The sequence below is a fragment of the Blastococcus sp. SYSU D01042 genome, assembly GCF_054050515.1.
Map to the genome: position 1 here is coordinate 129,901 of NZ_JBJGZM010000006.1, position 18,951 is coordinate 148,851.

The following is an 18,951-nucleotide window of genomic DNA, read 5'->3' on the forward strand; positions in this document are numbered from 1 at the left end:
TCTTTTCCTGAATCTCCCTGGAGTACCGCGGTGCCCAAGCCACCCATTCGCAAGGTCAAGAAGAAGGTCTGCCAGTTCTGCAAGGACAAGGCGACCTACGTCGACTACAAGGACACGACGCTGCTGCGGAAGTTCATCTCCGACCGCGGCAAGATCCGTGCCCGCCGCGTCAGCGGCAACTGCAGCCAGCACCAGCGGGACGTCGCCGTGGCCGTGAAGAACAGCCGCGAGATGGCCCTGCTGCCCTACACCTCGACGGCGCGCTGATCATGAGCACGATGAAGCTGATTCTCACGCAGGAGGTCACCGGTCTCGGGTCCTCCGGCGACACCGTCGAGGTCAAGGGCGGCTACGGCCGCAACTTCCTCCTGCCCCGCGGGCTGGCCATCAAGGCCACCCGGGGTGCCGAGAAGCAGGTCGAGTCCCTCCGCCGGGCGCGTGCCACCCGCGAGGTGCGCTCGCTCGAGGAGGCGCAGGCCGTGGCCGGGCAGCTGTCCGGCCTCAAGGTCCGCGTGCCGGCCCGCGCCGGTGACGGCGGCCGCCTGTTCGGCCGGGTCACCACCGCCGACGTCGCCGCCGCGGTCACCGCGGCCGGTGGCCCGGAGCTCGACCGCCGCCGCATCGAGCTGCCCAGCAGCATCAAGACCACGGGCCAGCACTCCGTCACCGTGCGGGTGCACCCGGAGGTCACCAGCACGCTGGCGATCGAGGTCGTCGCGGGCTGAACGGCCTGAGAGCGCGCTGAGCGCTCGCACCGTCCCCGAGGGGCGTCGGACTGCGGTCCGGCGCCCCTCGTGGCGTTCCAGGGCGCTCAGCGGCAGCCCTCGCCGCCCGCCCGCCCGGCGAGATCGCCGATCTCGCACGCCTGGACCGCGTGCAGCGTGCGACATCGCCGATGTCGCCGGAGGGCGCGGCTCGTCCCCGTGTGGACGGGACGGTCCCGTTCGTCACGTCGGCACCACACGCGCCACACGCGGAAAAAACTTCCCGAGAACTTTCTGTCCACAGCCGGGGGACGGCGTCGGTGCAGGTGACCGGCGCGCGACCGGGAGCCGGCCCCAGGGTGTCCCCCGCCGTCTCCACATGTCGACACGCCTCCGTCCACCGACTTGTCCACATGTTGTGCAGATCGAGGTGTTGGACGCCGCCGCTCCTGCTTCCTAACGTCCCTCCCAGCTGCCGCCGGGCGCGAACTGTCAGTGCCCGGCGGTAGCAAGGGACCGAACACGCGTTCGGTCCGGCGGCGCCCGCCGACCTCCCGGCTTCCCCTCGGTGAGCGGCTCGCGGGCGCGCCTGCGAGCAGATGGAGGTATCCCCGTGGCGGTGGCCGACGAGTACAGCCGGCCGTCGGCGACGGCGCCGGAGTACGACCGGCAGCCGCCGCAGGACGTCCAGGCCGAGCAGTCGGTGCTCGGCGGCATGCTGCTGAGCAAGGACGCCATCGCCGACGTCGTCGAGGTGCTCCACGGCGCGGACTTCTACCGGCCGGCGCACCAGGTGGTCTACGACTGCATCCTCGACCTGTACGGCCGTGGCGAGCCCGCCGACGCGATCACCGTCGCCGCCGAGCTGAACCGCACCGACCAGCTGTCCAAGATGGGTGGCGCGGTCTACCTGCACACGCTCATCGCCTCGACGCCCACGGCCGCGAACGCCGGCTACTACGCCGCGATCGTGGCCGAGCAGGCGGTGCTGCGCCGGCTGGTCGAGGCCGGCACCCGCGTGGTGCAGCTGGGCTACGGCGCGGCCGGCGGCCGGGGCGACGTCGACGACATCGTCGACCGCGCCCAGCAGGAGATCTACGACGTCACCGAGAAGCGGATGAGCGAGGACTACTCCCGCCTCGAGGACATCCTGCAGCCGACCATGGACGAGCTGGACGCCATCGCCTCGCGCGGTGGCGTGAGCCGCGGCGTCCCCACCGGCATCCGCGACCTCGACGAGCTCACCAACGGCCTGCAGGCCGGTCAGATGGTCGTCATCGCGGCGCGGCCCGGTGTCGGCAAGAGCACGCTGGGGCTGGACATCGCGCGCTCGGCCTCCGTGAAGCACCACCTGCCCGCCGCGATCTTCAGCCTGGAGATGAGCAAGCACGAGATCACGATGCGTCTGCTCTCGGCGGAGGCGAAGGTCCCGCTGCACCACATGCGCGCGGGCACGCTGAGCGACGAGGACTGGTCGAAGCTGGCCCGCCGGATGGGCGAGATCGCCGACGCGCCGCTGTTCATCGACGACTCGCCCAACATGACGATGATGGAGATCCGGGCCAAGGCCCGGCGGCTCAAGCAGCGCAACGACCTGAAGCTGGTGGTCATCGACTACCTGCAGCTGATGACCTCGGGCAAGCGCGTCGAGAGCCGCCAGCAGGAGGTCTCGGAGTTCTCCCGCGCGCTGAAGCTGCTGGCCAAGGAGATCGAGGTCCCGGTCATCGCGATGTCGCAGCTGAACCGTGGCTCGGAGCAGCGCCAGGACAAGAAGCCGATGCTGTCCGACCTCCGCGAGTCCGGCTCGATCGAGCAGGACGCCGACATGGTGATGATGATCCACCGCGAGGACATGTACGAGAAGGAGTCCCCGCGAGCCGGCGAGGCCGACATCATGCTGGTCAAGCACCGCAACGGCCCCACCGCGAACGTCACCGTCGCCTTCCAGGGCCACTACAGCCGCTTCGTGGACATGGCCAACTAGCGCGACGGTTCCACGGGAAACATCCCGCAGCACGGAACGCCAGAGGCCCAGAACCGGAGCGGTTCTGGGCCTCTTGCGTTCAGCGCTTACGCGGCGGCGGGGCGGGCCTGCATCGCGCGCCGGACCTTCTTGCCGCCCGTGGTCATCTTCCAGAGCTTGCCCAGCTGGGTGGGCAGGTTGGACGGCCGGGTCTCGGCCAGCCAGTCGTTGGGCAGCGACAGCCGGATCACCTTGTGCCAGGCCGAGGCGACCTGCTGCGGCAGCGGCGCGGAGTGGTACCGCAGGCCGTAGCGGTCGAAGATGTCCTTCACCTTGGGCGCGATCTCGGCGTACCGGTTGCTGGGCAGGTCGGGGAACAGGTGGTGCTCGACCTGGTGGCTCAGGTTGCCGGTCATGATGTGCATGGCCTTGCTGCCCGAGATGTTGGCCGAGCCCAGCATCTGGCGCAGGTACCACTCGCCGCGGGTCTCGCCGTCGATCGACCTCTTCTCGAAGGTCTCGACGCCCTCGGGGAAGTGGCCGCACATGATCACCGAGTGCGACCACAGGTTGCGGACGACGTTGGCGGTGAAGTTGGCGGCCAGGGTGGGGAGGAAGGACGGGCCCGACAGGGCCGGGTGCAGGACGTAGTCCTTGGTCGCCTGGTTGCGGATCTTCCTCAGCACCTGCTTGGCGGCGGCGCGGAACTCCGGGTTCTCCCGGCGCTTCTTGGTGGCCAGGTTCTTGCCGAGCTCGAGGTCGTAGGCCGCGATGCCGTACTCGAAGAAGCAGGCGTTGACGAAGTTCCACAGCGGCTGCGCCAGGTACAGCGGGTGCCACGGCTGGTCCTCGTCGACGCGCATGATGCCGTAGCCGAGGTCGTTGTCCTTGCCGATCACGTTCGTGTACGTGTGGTGCAGCTCGTTGTGCGAGTGCTTCCACTGCGCGGCGGGGCTGGCCATGTCCCACTCCCACGTCGTGGAGTGGATCTTCGGGTCGCGCATCCAGTCCCACTGGCCGTGCAGGATGTTGTGCCCGATCTCCATGTTCTCGAGGATCTTGGCCAGCGAGAGACCCACGGTCCCCACCAGCCAGGCCGGCGGGAACATCGAGGCCAGCAGGACGGCGCGGCTACCCAGCTCGAGCTTGCGCTGCACGTCGATCACGCGGCGGATGTAGGCGGCGTCGTCCTCACCGAGGCTGTCGCGCACCTCCTGCCGGATGGTGTCCAGCTCCTTGCCGATGAGCTCGACGTCCTCGGCGGAGAGGTGGTCGATCGGGGTCTCGGGCTTCTTCTGCAGGGCGGTCATGTCCGGCTCCTCAGCTGTGGGGTTGTCAGTGGTCGATCGAGCAGGCGCCGGCGGGCGCGCTGATGCAGGTCTGGACGAGGACGCCGTCGCCGACGTCGTCGGCGGTGGTGATCTCGCCGGTGCGGAGATCGCGCACGGCGCCCTCGCGGAGCGGGAGGACGCAGCCGAAGCAGATCCCCATGCGGCAGCCGCTGGGCATGAGGACGCCGGCCTCCTCGGCGGCGTCGAGGATCGGCGTGGTGCCGTCGGCCTCCACGGTGGTGCCGTTCTTCTCGAAGGTCACGGCACCGCCCTCGCCGGCGCCGGCGAGCACCCGCGGCCGGAACCGCTCGGTGTAGAGCCGGTCGCTGATCCCCGCGGCCGCCCAGTGCTCCTCCAGCGCCTCGAGCATGCCCACGGGACCGCAGGCCCAGGTGGCGCGCTCGTGCAGGTCGGGCACGAGGTCGGCGATCGAGCGGGCGTCGAGCATCCCGGCGGAGTCGGTGTGCTGCTCGACGAGCCGGATCCGGCCCTCGGCGGCCAGCTGCCGCAGCTCCTCGCCGAAGACGACGTCCTCGGCGGTGGGCGCGGAGTGGACGAGCACGGTGTCGGCGAGCCGGTCGGCGGCGTTGCGCAGGATGCCCATGACCGGCGTGATCCCGGAGCCGGCGGTGACGAACAGCGCCTTCTCCGGGGCCTGCTCCGGCAGGCAGAACTCACCGGTCGCCTGGTCGAGCTGCACGATCGTGCCCGGGCGGACCCGGTGCACGAGGAAGTTGCTGACCAAGCCGCTCGGGATCGCCTTCACGGTGATGGTGAAGCAGCCGTCGGCGCGGTCGAGCACCGAGGTGATCGAGTAGGCACGCCACTGGCGCACCCCGTCGATGTCCACACCGATGCGCACGTACTGGCCCGGGGTGTGGGGCCGCCAGTCCCTGCCCGGGCGGATGACCAGGCTGGCCGCGTCGCGCGTCTCGTGCAGCACGGCCTCGATCCGGCCGCGCAGGGCCGCGCCGGACCGGAGCGGGTCGAACAGGTCCAGGTAGTCGACGGGCAGCAGCGGGGTGGTCACCATCTCGGCCAGCCGCAGGGCCCGCTCGCGGAGCTGTCCCAGGGGCGACCGCACCGAGGTCGGGCGGGGAACGGTCGTCGTCATGCATCCAAGGTTGTCCAACCTGGCGCGCAGTTACCTGTGTGACCGACGTGAATCAGCGGCTAGGTTCTGTTCCCGGCGAACAAGAGGGGCGAGATGGACCTGGAACTCGGGCTGCCGGCCGCGGTCGCCGAGGCGATGCGGCAGGAGCTGCCGATGGTCGCCGAGCAGACGGTGGCCGCGATCGTCGTCGAGGTGCCCAGCTACGCCGACGCGTTCAGCGGCGAGATGGGCCGCACGATCGAGAACGCCGTCCAGCTGGCCCTGGGCGGGTTCCTCGTCCTGGCCACGGCCGGCGGGGACGGCGACGCGAGCACGCCCATCCAGCCGGCTCTGGACGGCGCCTACGCGCTCGGCCGGGGCGAGGCGCGCAGCGGGCGCTCGATGGACGCGCTGCTGGGCGCCTACCGGGTCGGGGCGCGCGTGTCCTGGCGGCTCATGGCCGACGGCGGGGTGCGCGCGGGGCTGAGCGCCGCGCAGCTGGCCCGCTTCGCCGAGCTCGTGTTCGCCTACATCGACCAGCTCTCGGCGGCGAGCGTGGCCGGCCACAGCGACGAGCTGGCCACCACCGGGCGGGTGCGGGAGCGGTACCGCGAGCGGCTGGCCAACCTGCTGCTCACCCACGGTCAGCCGCAGGAGAAGCTGGCCGCCGCCGAGCGGGCCGACTGGACCCCGCCGCGCACGCTGACCGCGGTGATCGTGCCCGAGGCGCGGGTGCGCACCGCCCTCACCGCCGTCGACCCGCGGACGCTGCGGGCCACCGAGGAGGTGCCGGCACCGGAGGCGGCCGGCGAGCCTGTGGTGCTGCTCGTCCCGGACGCCGAGGGGCGGTCGCGGCCGGCGCTCATGCGGTCCCTGCAGGAGGCCGAGGCAGTCGTCGGCCCGGCGCGGCCGTGGGACGAGGTGGGCGGCTCGTACGCCCGGGCGCTCGCGGCGCTGCAGCTCGGCCTGCGCGGAGCGGGCGACGGGCCGCTGGACACCGAGACCCGGCTCACCGAGCTGGTGCTGCGCGCCGACGAGGCGGCGCTGGCCGATCTGCGGGCCCGGGCCCTGGCCCCGCTGGACGACCTCGGCGAGAGCGCCCGCGACAAGCTCACCGAGACGCTGCGCTCCTGGCTGCTGCACCAGGGACGCCGTGACGCCGTCGCCGCCGAGCTGTTCGTGCACCCGCAGACGGTGCGGTACCGGATGGGCCAGCTGCGCGAGCGGTACGGCGCGCGGCTGGAGGACCCGCGCACCGTGCTGGAGCTGGTCCTCGCTCTGGGCGTCGACCCGGGGAGGGCGCCGTGGGCTACCTGATCGTGCACGGCTGGGAGAACCGGCGGCCGGAGGGGCACTGGCAGCGCTGGCTGGCCGGGCGGCTGGCCGACGACGGGCACGAGGTGCGCTACCCGCAGTTCCCGGAGCCCGACACCCCGGTGCTCGCCGACTGGCTCGCCCGGCTGCGCTCCGAGCTGGCCGCGCTCGGCGGCGACGAGCGGGTGCTGGTCTGCCACAGCCTCGCCGTCCTGCTGTGGTGGCAGGCCAGCCCCGCGCTGGGCGCGCTGCAGGCCGACCGGGTGCTGCTGGTGGCGCCGCCGTCGGCCGAGGTCCTCCGCGGGCACCCCGAGGTGGCGGCGTTCGCCCCGCCGGGCATCGAGACCGCGTCGCTGCCCGAGGACCTGCGGGCGCGGGTGCGCCTGGTCGCGAGCGACGACGACCCGTACTTCCCCGGCGGGGCGGCCGGGCTCTACGCCGGACGGTTCGGCCTGGACGCCGACGTCGTCCCGGGCGGGCGGCACCTGGACCTGCCGGCGGGCTACGGCTCGTGGCCCTCGGTGCTCGCCTGGTGCACCGACCCGTCGGTGCGGATCACCGCGCGGTGAGCGGGCTGCTCGCCGAGGTGGCCCGGGCGACCGGGGTGCCGCTCGACGTCCCGGTCGAGCTGCGGGGCACCACCGGGCTGGGCGGGCCGCTCGCCGTCCCCGACCTGGTGCTGGGCTCGGTGGCGGCGCAGCTGGCGGCCGCCCGGCTGCTGGGCGGGGACGCGGGCCCGGTCGGCCTGGACGCGGCGCACGTGGGCCTGGCGGTGCGCAGCGAGCGGTTCGTGCGGCTGGGCGGGCGACCGGTCGGCATGGGCTTCGCGCCGCTGTCCCGCTTCTGGCGCACCGCCGACGGCTGGCTGCGGCTGCACGGCAACTACCCGCACCACCGCGCGGCCGCGGCGGCCGTCCTGGGCGCCGAGGACGTCGACGCGGTGGCGACGGCGGCCGCCCGGTGGCCGGCCGAGGAGCTGGAGACCGCCGTGGTCGCGGCCGGGGGCGCGGCGGCCGCCGTCCGGACGCCGGAGGAGTGGGCCACCACGCCGCAGGGCCGGGCCGTGGCCGGGCTGCCGCTGCTGGACCTGCACCGGGTGTCCGACGGCGCCCCCCGACGCCCCGCGCTGCGCGGGCTGCGGGTGCTGGACCTGACGCGGGTCATCGCGGGGCCGGTGGCCACGCGGGTGCTCGCCTCGCACGGCGCCGACGTGCTGCGGGTCGACGGGCCGCGGCAACCGGACCTGCGCGAGGGGCTGCTGGACACCGGCGCCGGCAAGCGGCACGTGGTGCTCGACCTCGCCGACCGCGGGGACCGGGCGACCGTGGAGGACCTGCTGGTCTCGGCCGACGTCGTGGTGCAGGGCTACCGCCCGGGTGCCCTCGACGCGTACGGGATGGACCCGGCCGCGCTGGCGCGACGGCACCCGCACCTCGTCGTCGTCCGGCTGTCGGCGTGGGGGACGGCCGGGCCGTGGGCGCAGCGCCGCGGCTTCGACTCGCTGGTGCAGGCGGCGACCGGCATCGCGACCGCGTACGGGACGCCCGACGAGCCCGGCGTCCTCCCGGCGCAGGCGCTGGACCACGCCACCGGGTACCTCGCCGCGGCGACGGTGCTGGCCGCGCTGCTCCGGCAGCGCACGGAGGGCGGCGGATGGTCCGGTGAGCTGTCGCTGGCGCAGACCGCGCGGTGGCTGCTGGCGGCGCCGCGCGACCCGTCGGCGCCCGGCCCGACGCCCGACCCCGCCCCCTACCTGCAGCGGCTCGACTCCCCCGACGGGCCCGTCGAGCTCGTCGCGCCGCCGGGCTCGCCCCCGTGGACGACGGCGGCGGTGCTGCCACCGGCGGCGGCGCCGGTCTGGGCGGCCGGGGCAGGATGACCGGCGTGACCGTGGACCTCGCCGCCGCAGCCGCCTTCCTCGCCGGCGCGGGGCGGGTGCTCGACCGCCGCCGCTTCGACCTGCTGACCGGCTCGGACGGTGCCGACGCCGTCGTGGCCGCCGTCGACGGATACCGGAACGCCGACGGCGGCTACGGCTGGGGGCTGGAGCCCGACCTGCGCTCGGCGACCAGCCAGCCCGGCGGCGCGCTGCACGCGCTGGAGGCCTTCGCCGACCTGGCGCCGGGGACGACCCCGCGCGCCGTCGAGGTGTGCGACTGGCTGGCGGCGGTGGCCCTGCCCGACGGCGGGCTGCCGTTCGCGCTGCCGGTGCCCGATCCGGCGGCGTGCGCGCCGTTCTGGGTCTCGGCCGACCCGGCGACGTCGTCGCTGCAGATCACCGCGGTCGTGGCGGCCACGGCGTACCGGGTGGCGGTCGCAGACCCGGCCGTCGCCGCGCATCCCTGGCTCGCGCGGGCGACGGCGTACTGCCTGGAGGCGGTGCGGGGGCTCGGCGAGTCACCGCAGGCGATGGAGCTCGCCTTCGCGGTGCGGTTCCTCGACGCGGCGGCCCCGTCGACCCCGCAGGCTGCGGGGCTGGTGGGGGAGCTGGCCCGGCACGTGCCGTCCGACGGGCTGCTGCACGTGGCGGGCGGTGCCGAGGACGAGTTCATGCGCCCGCTGGACTTCGCTCCGTTCCCCGGCGGCCCGGCCCGGGAGCTGTTCGCGCCGGCCGTCGTCGAGGCCGAGCTGGACCGGCTCGCCGCGGGCCAGCGGGACGACGGCGGCTGGACCGTCGACTTCGACAGCTACTCACCGGCGGCTGCCCTGGAGTGGCGTGGCCACGCGACGGTGAACGCCGTGGTGCTGCTGCGCGCCAACGGCCGCCTCTGACCGTCTGCCGGCTCAGACCGGGCGCAGCACCGCGACGAGGAAGTCGGCGTCGGGGGTGAACGGCCGCAGGTCCCAGGTCGACAGCAGCAGGTCCTCGGCCCAGCCGGTGGCTCGGGCGTCGGCGAGGAAGTCCTCGAACGCGTAGCCCCGGTCGGCCCCGAACCCGATCGCGGCCCGCCCGTCCGCAGCGATGTGACCGCGCAGCCTCAGCAGCACCTCCCGCCGGGTGCTCACGGCCAGGAAGGCCATGACGTTGCCGGCGCAGACGATCGCGTCGAAGGGCGCCTCCCCGCCGCGCCCGACCAGGTCGAGCTCGGCGAGGTCGCCGACCAGCCAGCGCGGGCCGGGGTGGTCCTCCTCGGCGGCGGCGATCAGCACCGGGTCGGCGTCCACCCCGACCACCTCGTGCCCGACCTCGTGCAGGTGCGCGCCCACCCGGCCCGGGCCGCAGCCGGCGTCGAGCACGCGCGAGCCGCGGGCCAGCATGGCGTCGACCAGCCGGGCCTCGCCGACGAGATCCATGCCCTGCTCCGCGAGACTGCGGAACCGCTGCACGTAGGCGGCCGAGTGCCCCGGGTCCTCCTCGGTCATCCGCAGCCAGGCGTTCTGCTCCGTCACCCCCGAAGTCTCACACGGGGTCCAGCAGCACCCCCGGGTTGAGGACGCCGGCCGGGTCCAGCGCACCCTTCGCCGCCCGCAGCGCCAGCGCGAAGGGCTCGGGCCGCTGCCGGTCGTAGCCGGGCCGGTGGTCGCGGCCGACGGCGTGGTGGTGGGTGACGGTGGCCCGCAGCCGGGTGAGCACCTCCATCACGGCCGTCTTCACGTCGTCCCACATCGCCACCTCGGAGCCGGGCCGCCCGGCGGCGACCACCGTGAAGTACGGCGCCGGACCGTCCGGGTAGACGTGCGTGAACCGGCAGTTGACCAGCCCCGGTGCGCCGGTGACCTCGCGCACCGCGGCGCCGACCTCGTCGGTCACCGTGGCGTGCAGCTCGTCGACCCGGTCCCACGTGGTCGCCGTCTCGAAGGTCTCCACGATCGCGCTCATGCGGGCCAGCCCGTCGCGGGAGTACGGCGCGCGGAGGAACGACGAGCGCCAGGCGTCGGCGGCGGCGTCCCGCGGGCCGTCCTCCCGGGGGGCGACGACGCCGCCGTGGTCCTGCGCCAGGCCGGCCAGCTCGGCCAGCCGGCTCTCCACGGGCTGCACCGCGGACTCGACGCCGAGCACGAGCACGCAGCCGCCGGTCGTGGAGGCGCCCGACGTCGCCGCCTCGCCGGCGTCGAGCAGTCGGCAGTTCGCCGGGTGGAGCCCGGCCTGCGCGATCGCCCGGACCGCACCGATCGCCGCCGTCGTCGAGTCGAAGGACACCGTGGCGGAGGCGCGGAAACGCGGCCGGTCCTGCAGCCGCATCCAGGCCTCGGTGATGACGCCGAGCGTCCCCTCCGACCCCAGGAACAGCCGGTCGGGCGAGGGCCCGGCGCCCGAGCCCGGCAGCCGCCACGACCCGCTGATCCCGACCGGGGTGACGACGCGCATCGACTCGACCAGGTCGTCGATGTGGGTCAGCACGGTGGCGTAGTGGCCACCGGCCCGGGTGGCCAGCCAGCCGCCGAGCGTGGAGAACTCGAAGCTCTGCGGGTAGTGCCGCAGCGTGAGGCCGTGCGGCCGCAGCTGGTCCTCCAGCACCGGCCCGAGGGCGCCGCCCTGGATCCGCGCCGCGCGGCTGACCCGGTCCACCTCGAGCACCCGGTCCAGCGCGGTGAGGTCCATCGACACCCACGGCCGCTCGCCGCGGTACTCGACGCCACCGACCACCGAGCTGCCGCCGCCGAACGGCACGACGACGACGCCGGCCGACGAGGCCCAGTCGAGCAGCCGGACGACGTCGTCCTCGTCCGCGGGGCGCGCCACGGCGTCCGGGGCGCCCGGCAGCTCGCCGGACAGCGCCCGCACGACGTCGCGGTAGGCCTTGCCGTAGGCGTGCCGGGCGCGGTCGTCGTGGTCGGTCGTCACCGGCAGCCCCTGCGGCGGGCTCACCCGGGAGACCGGCAGGACGACGTCGGCCAGCCGCGGGACCGGGCGGGGCCGGTCGGGTAGCCCGGGCAGGGCGGCGGCGCGGGCGATGCACTGCTCGTCGGTCAGTGCCTGGTCCTCGGTGCCCCAGCCCCACCACGACCGCGTCGCGCCCATGCTGTCCCGCCCTCCGTCGCCGCCGGCCTGCGTCCCCACCTCACCAGACCGGGTCCCGGTGGGGCGAGCCTCAGGTGCGGACGCGCTCCTCGACGCCGCGGCCCGGGTGCCACGACCGGACCAGCAGCGCCGACCGGTCGTCGGTGTGGCCGGTCCAGACCACCTCGGTGAGGTCGAGCCGGAACACGTGGACGCCGTCCTGCTGGCGTGACTCCTCCACCGCCCGGCCGGCCACCTTGGCCTCACCCGGCCAGCCCGTCCCGCCCTCCCCGGGGTCGGCGGTGGGACTGTGCACCGCCAGCCGCGGATCACGGTGCAGGTCCCGCGCCTTGACCGCACCGGGCATCGAGCCGATCCGCAGCTCGCCGTCGTCGGAGAACTCGACCTCCGTGCCGCTGATCCGCGGCCCGCCGTCGGCTCTGAGGGTCGCCATCGTCGCGTGCTTCGCCGTGAGGAAGGCCGCCCTCACCTGCTGCGCCAGCTCGGGCGCGGCCCGTTCGACATCCCGCCAGGAGGTCATGACCGCAGTGTCTCCCCGGGGTCCGACACATCGGGAGCTCACCGTCACCAGTGGGGTGGCTCGGCGGGCTGCAGCAGCGGGTCGTCCGCCGCGAGCGTGCGCACCGGCCCGGGCGGGGTCGTCGGTCCCTCGAAGCGCACGGTCACCCGGCCCAGCCCGCGTCCCCACACCCAGCCGGCCCCCAGCTCCTCGTGCCGCACGTCCTGCCCCGGCCACCACCGCTTGTCCGCGGGCAGCGGAGGCTCGGGCGACGCCGCCTCCGGCGCCGCCTCCTGGGTGGCGGCCACCGGCGTGCCGTCGTCCTCGTCGGCGAACAGGTCGCCCTGGGCGTAGAGGCTCAGTCCGGAGACGCCGACACCGAGCAGCCGCAGGCCGCCCTCCGCGCCGGCGTCGGCGAGCAGCCGGCGGGCCACCGCGGCGATCTGCCGGGCGTCGTCGGTCGGTTGGGGGAGGGTCTGCGAGCGGGTGATGGTGGTGAAGTCGTAGCGGCGCAGTTTGAGCGTCACCGTGCGGCCGGAGAACGCGGAGTCGCGCAGCCGCCTGCCCACGCGGGTGGCCATCGAGTCGATCTCCCGGCCGAGGACGGCGAGGTCGGTGAGGTCGCGCTCGAAGGTCTCCTCGTGCGACACCGACTTGGCCTCGCGGTCTGGCACGACGGCCCGGTCGTCCTCCGCGCGGGCCAGCGCGTGCAGCCCCGCGCCGTGGGCCCGGCCGGCGAGCGCGACCAGGTCCGGCAGCGACTTGGCGGCCAGGTCCCCCACGGTCTTCACGCCGACCTGGTGCAGCCGTTCGGCGGTCGCCGGGCCCACGCCGCCGAGCGTGGTCACCGGCAGCGGGTGCAGCACGTCGAGCTCGGACCCCGGCGGCACGACGACCAGCCCGTCCGGCTTCTGCAGCTCCGAACCGATCTTGGCCATGAGCTTCGACGAGCCGATGCCGACCGAGCCGGTCACTCCCCCGGTCGCCGCGGCGATGCGGGCCTTCAGGTCCCGGCCCAGTTCCGTCACACCAGGCACCGACAGGTCGTGGCCACCGGCGGCGAGGTCGACGTAGGCCTCGTCGATGGAGACCGGCTCGACCAGCGGGGACAGCTCGCGCAGCAGCCCCATGACGACGTCGGATGTGCGCCGGTAGGCGGCGAACCGGCCGCCGAGGAACGCCGTCCCCGACGGGCAGCGCCGCCGGGCCTCGGCCGTCGACATCGCCGAGCGGGCGCCGTAGGCGCGGGCCTCGTAGGACGCGGTGGCGACGACCCCGCGGCCCCCGACGCCGCCGACGACCACCGGGCGCCCGCGCAGGGAGGGCTTGTCCCGCTGCTCGACCGCGGCGAAGAACGCGTCGAGGTCGAGGTGCAGCACGCTCGCCTCCCGCCGCATGCCCCCGATGATCCCTGGTCGCGGGCCTCCCCCGACCGGGCGGTCCCATCACGCTGCGTCGCGTTCCGCCGGCCTCCGGCTCGAGCCCCACCCTTGCCGGGACCGACAGACTGTCGGGCGTGACCGCGCATAACCCCGCACGCTCCTGGCCGGCGCTGCCGGTCGACGACTGGATCGCGACCCGCGACACCCTGCAGCTGTACACGCAGGTCGTCGGCAAGGTCCGGATGGCCAACGCCGGGCTGTCCAACCACTGGTGGAACGTCCCGCTGTACGTGACGGCGCGCGGGCTGACCACGTCCCTCATGCCGCACCCGACCGGCCCGTCGTTCCAGATCGACTTCGACCTCGTCGCCCACCGGCTCGAGGTGCTCACCGCCGACGGCCGCAGCGGCGGGCTGCCGCTGGGCCCCCGTGCGGTCGCCGACTTCCACGCCGACGTCATGGCGCTGCTCGACGAGCTCGGCGTGGGCACCGAGATCTGGCCGGTGCCGGTCGAGATCCCCGACGCCATCCCGTTCCCCGACGACCGGGTGCACGCCAGCTACGACCCCGACGCCGTGCACCGGTTCTGGCTGGGGCTGGTGCAGATGACCCGCGCCTTCACCGACTTCCGCGACCGGTTCGTCGGCAAGGTCAGCCCGGTGCACCTGTTCTGGGGCGCGCTGGACCTGGCGGTCACCCGGTTCTCCGGGCGCACCGCCCCCGACCACCCGGGCGGCGCGCCCAACTGCGGCCCGCACGTGATGCTCGAGGCCTACTCGCACGAGGTGAGCAGCGCCGGTTACTGGCCCGGCCCGCCCGGCGAGGAGGGCGTCTTCTACAGCTACGCCTACCCCGAGCCGGCCGGCTTCCGGGAGGTCGAGGGGCTGCCCGAGGGCGCCCGCTGGGACGACGCGCTCGGCGAGTTCGTGCTGCCGTACGAGCGGGTGCGCACCGCCGAGGACCCCGACGCGCTGCTGCTGGCGTTCCTGCAGCGCACCTACGAGGCGGCCGCGGACCTGGCCGGCTGGGACCGCGCGGCGTTGGAGCGGGGGGACGCCGGGGGTCGCTGAGCGCCCGGCCGCCCGTTCACCCGTCCGTGCACCGCGTTGGTGCGCACCCCCTCCGGGCTGGAAAGGTGCAGGTCGACGACGGGGAGGGGACGCGCACGTGGCAACGGTGTTCCTCGTCCTCGGTGCCGTCGGCCTGGTCGTGCTGCTGCTCTCGCTGTTCGTCGGCGAGCTCGGCGACCTGGGCCTGGGCGACGTCGACGCCGACGGGCCGTTCTCCGTCCCGGCCGTCGCCGCCCTGCTCGGCGGGATCGGCTTCGGCGGCGCCGCGGCGACCAGCCTGCTGCCCGACGACCTGCCCACCGCGGCGGCCGCCCTGCTCGCGCTGGTCGTGGGGCTGGCGGTGGCCCTTCCCCTGGCGTGGGGCGCGATCCGGCTGTCCCGGGCGCTGAAGGACATGCCGACCCAGCCCACGCTCACCCGCCACCACCTGCTGGGCGCTCAGGGCGTCGTCGTCTCGGCGGTGCCGAGCCCGGGCTACGGCGAGGTGCGGCTGACCGTCGCCGGCCAGCAGCTCAAGTTCTCCGCGCGCAGCGACGTCCCGCTGCGGTCCGGGACGCCGGTGTACGTCGTCGAAGCGCTCAGCGAGACCGCGGTCGAGGTCGTCTCGACCGCGCCCGATCCCCTCCCGGAGGCTTGATCCCGTGACGCTGGTCTACGCCATCGGTGGCATCGCCGTGCTGGTGGTGCTGCTGGTCCTGCTCGTGCTGTCCCGCATCAAGGTGGCCGGGCCCAACCAGGCGTTCCTGGTCACCGGGCGCCAGGGCCGGCAGATCACCAGCGAGTCCGGCGTGGTCTCGCGGGACTCGTCGGGCCAGAAGGTCGTGATGGGTGCCAGCGTCTTCGTGCTGCCCGTCGTCCAGAAGCTGCACACGATGGACCTGTCCAGCCGCCGCATCCCGGTCGGGATCCGGGGCGCGGTGTCCAAGCAGGGCGTGAAGTGCGACCTGGAGGGCGTCGCGATCGTGAAGGTCGGCGGCACCGAGGACTCGATCCGCGCCGCCGCGCAGCGCTTCCTGAACCAGCAGGAGGGCATCGACACCTTCACCTCGGAGGTGCTCGCCGGCGCGCTGCGGTCGATCGTCGGCCGGCTGACGATCGAGGAGATCATCCGGGACCGGGCGGCGTTCGCCTCCGCCGTCGCCGAGGAGGCGGAGTCCTCGCTGACCGGGCAGGGGCTGGTGCTGGACACCTTCCAGCTGCAGGACATCCAGGCCGAGGGCACCTACCTGGCCGACCTGGGCCGGCCCGAGGCGGCGCGGGTCCTCAAGGAGGCCAGCATCGCCGAGGCCCGCGCGCGGCAGGCCGCGCAGCAGGAGCAACTGCTGGCCGACGAGGCGATCGCGGTCGCCCAGCGGCAGCTGGCCCTGCGCCAGGCCGAGATCACCGCCGAGACCGACGCCGCGAAGGCGCGGGCCGCCGCGGCCGGCCCCCTCGCCCAGGCCGCGCAGGACCAGGCGGTGCTGATGGAGCAGGAGAAGGTGGCCGAGCGGACGGCGGCCCTGACCGAGCGCCAGCTGGACACGCAGGTGCGCCGCCCGGCCGACGCGCAGCGGTACAAGGTGGAGCAGGAGGCCGAGGGCCGCAAGAACTCGGCGATCCTCACCGCCGAGGCCCAGCGCGCCGCCACCATCGCCGCCGCGGAGGCCGCCGCCCGGCAGGCCGAGCTCTCCGGCGAGGGCGAGCGGGCCCGTCGGTCGGCGCTGGCCGAGGCCGAGGCGATCGAGGGCGCCAAGCGCGGTGAGGCCGAGAAGCTGCGCCGCCAGGCGATCGCCGACGCCGTCGAGCGCGAGGGTGCCGCCGAGGCGGCGGCGATCCTGGCCCGCGGTCAGGCCGAGGCCGAGGCCCTCGACGCGCGGTCGGACGCGTTCGCGAAGTACGGCGAGGCGGCGATCCTGGAGATGCTGGTCAAGGTGCTGCCCGACGTCGTCGGCGCCGCGGCCGCGCCGCTGTCGAGCGTGGACAAGATGACCGTCATCTCCTCCGACGGCGCCGGCTCGCTGGGGAGGTCGGTGGCCGCCAACGTGGCGCAGGGGCTGCAGCTCTCGGGTGACCTCACCGGCATCGACGTCGCCGCGCTGCTGCGCCGGCTGGGCGGTGCGACCGGTGCCGATGGCGTCACGCGGGTGCCGATCGCCTCCGACGGCGACGGCGTCGCGGGCAACGGGGCCGGCAGCTGACCGCAGCTCCGCCGAGCGAGCACACGCGGTGGTTGCAGCGGCGGAGAGCCGTCGTCCTCGTCGCGGGCGCGCTCTACGTCGGGGCGGGGCGGGCGGCGCTCGAGGCGCTCGTGCGGAACGAGCCCTGGAACTGGTGGCTGTTCCTGCTGTACGCCTGCGGCTGGCTCGTGGGCATGGCGGTGTTCTGGGCCGTACTGCAGGCTGTCCGGTACCGCGACGCGCCACGGGACCGCGACCTGCTCGAGGGCCGCAACGTCGTCGAGGAGGCGCTCCGGACCGGCCTCCTGCCCGAGGGGCTGGCTCCGGTCGCGTGGCGCCGGGCGATGACGGAGGAGATCCGGAGCGCCCGGCACAACCGCTGGGCGGTCGCCGCACTGGGCCTCTGCATCGTCGTCCTCGTGGCCGTCGCGGCCGTGCTGGACTCCGATCCGGTCGCGGGGGTCCTCGCAGCCGTGCTCGTGCTCGCGTCCGCGGCCGTCGACCGGTGGTGCGCCCGGCGGGTGCGCCAGGCGGAGGACCTGCTCGCCGCGCTGGGCGCCGGGTAGGCCAGCTCTCGCAGAGCGCTCCCACACTCGGCTGCGAGGTGCTCGCCCTCTCCGCCCAGCGGCTGGAGAAGGGCGGTCAGCTCTCGCTGAGCGCGGCGCTGGGCAGCCAGTCCGCTTCGAGCAGCTCGGCGATCTCCTGCAGCGCGGAGGTGTCGGCACCGGCGGTGGAGCCGGTGACCGCCAGCCGCTCGACCATGACGCGGGCGACCTGCTCCTCCACGGTGTCCTCGGCGAACGCCACCAACCAGGGCGAAGTGCGCCCGTCGCGGTGGGTGCGGCCGGTGACCTGGCGGGCCTGGATGCCGGAGAACCGCGGCTGGTGGAACAGCCCGACCCGTGGCAGCTCGGAGGCGTGCGCCCCGTCGGGCAGCAGCTCGCCGGCGTGCAGGCTGATGGAGGCGGTCACGGTGAAGACGCAGACCTGGGCCTCGCCGCGCTGGAAGCGCAGCCGCTCGCCCTCGACGTCGAACCGGTCGCGGCCGTAGATGCCGGCGACCTCGATGCCCGCGCCGAGCAGCGCCTCGCGGATCGGATCGGCCGCGGTCTCCACGAACTCGACCGACACCGCGACCTGCCGCTCGGCCTCCACCTGCGCCTTCACCCAGTCGACCGTCGCCTGCACGCGGATCAGCCCGGCCTTCTGCCGGAAGCGCAGCAGCGCGGCACGGCCGCGCGCGGTCTGCCGGGCCTTCCGCGCCAGCTGCATCTCGGCCCGGAACTCCGACCACTCCGCCTCGTAGGACGCCCGCTCGACCGGCGTGAGCGCCACCGGCGCCCCGCTCACCGACACCGGCCCCCACGGCGCGGGGCGGTGCAGCGTGGCGGGTGGCCGCGCCTCGGCCAGCCAGCCCTGCAGCGTGGCGAGGTCGGCCCGGCGCTCGTCGGCGTCCTCGGTCCACTGCCAGCCGTAGCGGCCACGTTCCACGTGGAACCCTCGTGCGGCCAGGCGGGCCGGGAGGTCGGCCCAGTCCTTGAGCGGTTCCCCGTGCTGGACGGCGAACTGCGGCGCCAGGTAGGGCAGCTCGAGCGGGGTGTGCGCCGGCGTCGCGGTGCAGGCCAGGACGTACGGGGCGTCCTTGACCCGGCCGGCGCCGGAGACGGCCTTCCAGTGCTTCCAGCGCTGCGTCGTCGTGTGCCGCACCATGTGCGCCTCGTCGGCGACGACGACGTCGAAGCGCGCCCCGGTCGCCCGCTGGACGGCGGCGACCTTGCCCAGCCGGTCCCAGGTGGTGACGCACCAGCGCAGCTCGCCGTCGCCGAAGCCGGCGATCGAGCGGGACCAGTGCGGGATGGTGATCGCGGCCGGGCGGTCGGCGACCACCAGCACCCGCTGGACGTCGCGCTGCTCGGCGATCGCCTTGACGGCCAGGATCGCCGTGCCGGTCTTGCCGACGCCGGGGTCGTCGCCGAGCAGGAACACCCGGCCCCCGGCCGCTGCGTGGGCGGCGACGACGTCGGCGCCGTCGCACTGCTGGTCGCGCGGGGTCAGCGGCCGCGCCTCGGGCAGCGGGCGCGGCCGGGCGTTCAGCTCGTCCTCGACGAAGCGCTCGAAGCTGTACGGCGGGGGGTCGTAGGGCACCAGCGCCGCGGGCAGCTCCCGGCCCACCCAGACGTGCGCCTGCAGGCCGGCGTGCCAGACGGCGCCGGGCGCCGGCGCGCGGAACGGCACCGCCAGCACCCAGACCCGCTCCCCCGGACCGGCGACGGGCAGCTCGGCCGTGGCCTTGCTCGGCTTCGCGGCGGCCCGCTTCCGGGGTGCTGCGGCCCGGGTCCGTGTCGTGCTGGTGCTGCGGCTGCTGGTCGTGCTGCGCCGTCGTCGTCCGGGCATGCCGGCACCTCCCCTCGTCCCCGGGCACGGTAGGTGCTGCCTCCGACGGATCCGCGACTGCCGCGCGGACGGGGTGCCGGGG

18 protein-coding genes are annotated in these 18,951 nt (G+C 74.7%); 11 read left to right on the forward strand and 7 right to left on the reverse strand.

All coding sequences use genetic code 11. The annotated features are described in order from the left end of the window. Positions 1-30 precede the first annotated feature (30 nt). The 3 genes from rpsR to dnaB all read left to right on the forward strand — a co-directional run bounded on the left by rpsR (position 31) and on the right by dnaB (position 2,688). Positions 31-267: a 30S ribosomal protein S18 gene (rpsR, locus tag ACI79H_RS12805; protein ID WP_026856604.1), complete on the forward strand. Its 237-nt coding sequence runs from the start codon at positions 31-33 to the stop codon at positions 265-267. Positions 268-278: 11 nt separating this feature from the next. After that, entirely contained in the window at positions 279-725 is a 447-nt protein-coding gene (gene rplI, locus ACI79H_RS12810) for a 50S ribosomal protein L9 (protein WP_456554776.1), read from the forward strand. Between the two features lie 592 nt (positions 726-1,317). Then, entirely contained in the window at positions 1,318-2,688 is a 1,371-nt protein-coding gene (gene dnaB / locus ACI79H_RS12815) for a replicative DNA helicase (RefSeq protein WP_456554777.1), read from the forward strand. A gap of 86 nt (positions 2,689-2,774) precedes the next feature. On the opposite strand, the gene ACI79H_RS12820 is transcribed toward dnaB, so the two are convergent. Continuing rightward, positions 2,775-3,977 carry a fatty acid desaturase family protein gene (locus ACI79H_RS12820; RefSeq protein ID WP_456554778.1) on the reverse strand — a complete coding sequence of 401 codons (1,203 nt, stop codon included), beginning with the start codon at positions 3,975-3,977 and terminating at the stop codon, positions 2,775-2,777. Positions 3,978-4,002: 25 nt separating this feature from the next. Continuing rightward, positions 4,003-5,112, reverse strand: a complete 1,110-nt coding sequence (locus ACI79H_RS12825) for a ferredoxin reductase (protein WP_456554779.1) — start codon at positions 5,110-5,112, stop codon at positions 4,003-4,005. 93 nt (positions 5,113-5,205) lie between these two features. Here ACI79H_RS12825 and ACI79H_RS12830 point away from each other — a divergent pair, with 93 nt between their 5' ends. The 4 genes from ACI79H_RS12830 to ACI79H_RS12845 are packed head-to-tail and all read left to right on the forward strand — an operon-like array spanning position 5,206 to position 9,177. Beyond that, positions 5,206-6,408, forward strand: a complete 1,203-nt coding sequence (locus ACI79H_RS12830) for a PucR family transcriptional regulator (protein WP_456554780.1) — start codon at positions 5,206-5,208, stop codon at positions 6,406-6,408. After that, a complete protein-coding gene (locus ACI79H_RS12835; RefSeq protein WP_456554781.1) occupies positions 6,396-6,974 on the forward strand; it encodes an RBBP9/YdeN family alpha/beta hydrolase in 579 nt (192 codons plus the stop codon). Before ACI79H_RS12830 ends, ACI79H_RS12835 begins: the two co-directional genes overlap by 13 nt. Next, entirely contained in the window at positions 6,971-8,284 is a 1,314-nt protein-coding gene (locus ACI79H_RS12840; RefSeq protein ID WP_456554782.1) for a CoA transferase, read from the forward strand. The genes ACI79H_RS12835 and ACI79H_RS12840 overlap by 4 nt, the downstream gene beginning before the upstream one ends. After that, positions 8,281-9,177 (forward strand): hypothetical protein, encoded by an 897-nt coding sequence (locus ACI79H_RS12845; protein ID WP_456554783.1) that lies wholly within the window; start codon positions 8,281-8,283, stop codon positions 9,175-9,177. Before ACI79H_RS12840 ends, ACI79H_RS12845 begins: the two co-directional genes overlap by 4 nt. A gap of 12 nt (positions 9,178-9,189) precedes the next feature. On the opposite strand, the gene ACI79H_RS12850 is transcribed toward ACI79H_RS12845, so the two are convergent. From ACI79H_RS12850 to ACI79H_RS12865, 4 genes are all read right to left on the reverse strand, one after another. Continuing rightward, a complete protein-coding gene (locus ACI79H_RS12850) occupies positions 9,190-9,795 on the reverse strand; it encodes a class I SAM-dependent methyltransferase (RefSeq protein WP_456554784.1) in 606 nt (201 codons plus the stop codon). A 10-nt stretch (positions 9,796-9,805) separates the two neighbouring features. Next, positions 9,806-11,368, reverse strand: coding sequence for an FAD-binding oxidoreductase (locus ACI79H_RS12855; RefSeq protein ID WP_456554785.1), 1,563 nt, complete (start codon positions 11,366-11,368; stop codon positions 9,806-9,808). A gap of 70 nt (positions 11,369-11,438) precedes the next feature. Next, positions 11,439-11,888: a pyridoxamine 5'-phosphate oxidase family protein gene (locus ACI79H_RS12860; RefSeq protein WP_456554786.1), complete on the reverse strand. Its 450-nt coding sequence runs from the start codon at positions 11,886-11,888 to the stop codon at positions 11,439-11,441. A gap of 44 nt (positions 11,889-11,932) precedes the next feature. Next, entirely contained in the window at positions 11,933-13,264 is a 1,332-nt protein-coding gene (locus ACI79H_RS12865) for a DNA polymerase IV (protein WP_456554787.1), read from the reverse strand. A gap of 119 nt (positions 13,265-13,383) precedes the next feature. Here ACI79H_RS12865 and ACI79H_RS12870 point away from each other — a divergent pair, with 119 nt between their 5' ends. The 4 genes from ACI79H_RS12870 (at position 13,384) to ACI79H_RS12885 (ending at position 17,041) form a co-directional block, all read left to right on the forward strand. Beyond that, on the forward strand, positions 13,384-14,319 hold the full coding sequence (locus ACI79H_RS12870; protein ID WP_456554788.1) for a DUF5996 family protein: 936 nt from the start codon (positions 13,384-13,386) through the stop codon (positions 14,317-14,319). 97 nt (positions 14,320-14,416) lie between these two features. Next, complete coding sequence (locus tag ACI79H_RS12875) at positions 14,417-14,956, forward strand: hypothetical protein (RefSeq protein ID WP_456554789.1); 540 nt, start codon at positions 14,417-14,419, stop codon at positions 14,954-14,956. A gap of 4 nt (positions 14,957-14,960) precedes the next feature. Further along, entirely contained in the window at positions 14,961-16,496 is a 1,536-nt protein-coding gene (locus tag ACI79H_RS12880; protein WP_456554790.1) for a flotillin family protein, read from the forward strand. Positions 16,497-16,528: 32 nt separating this feature from the next. Beyond that, on the forward strand, positions 16,529-17,041 hold the full coding sequence (locus tag ACI79H_RS12885) for a hypothetical protein (RefSeq protein ID WP_456554791.1): 513 nt from the start codon (positions 16,529-16,531) through the stop codon (positions 17,039-17,041). A 76-nt stretch (positions 17,042-17,117) separates the two neighbouring features. Here the strand turns inward: ACI79H_RS12885 and ACI79H_RS12890 are convergent, their stop codons facing one another. Then, a complete protein-coding gene (locus ACI79H_RS12890; RefSeq protein ID WP_456554792.1) occupies positions 17,118-18,869 on the reverse strand; it encodes a helicase in 1,752 nt (583 codons plus the stop codon). Positions 18,870-18,951: the final 82 nt, after the last annotated feature.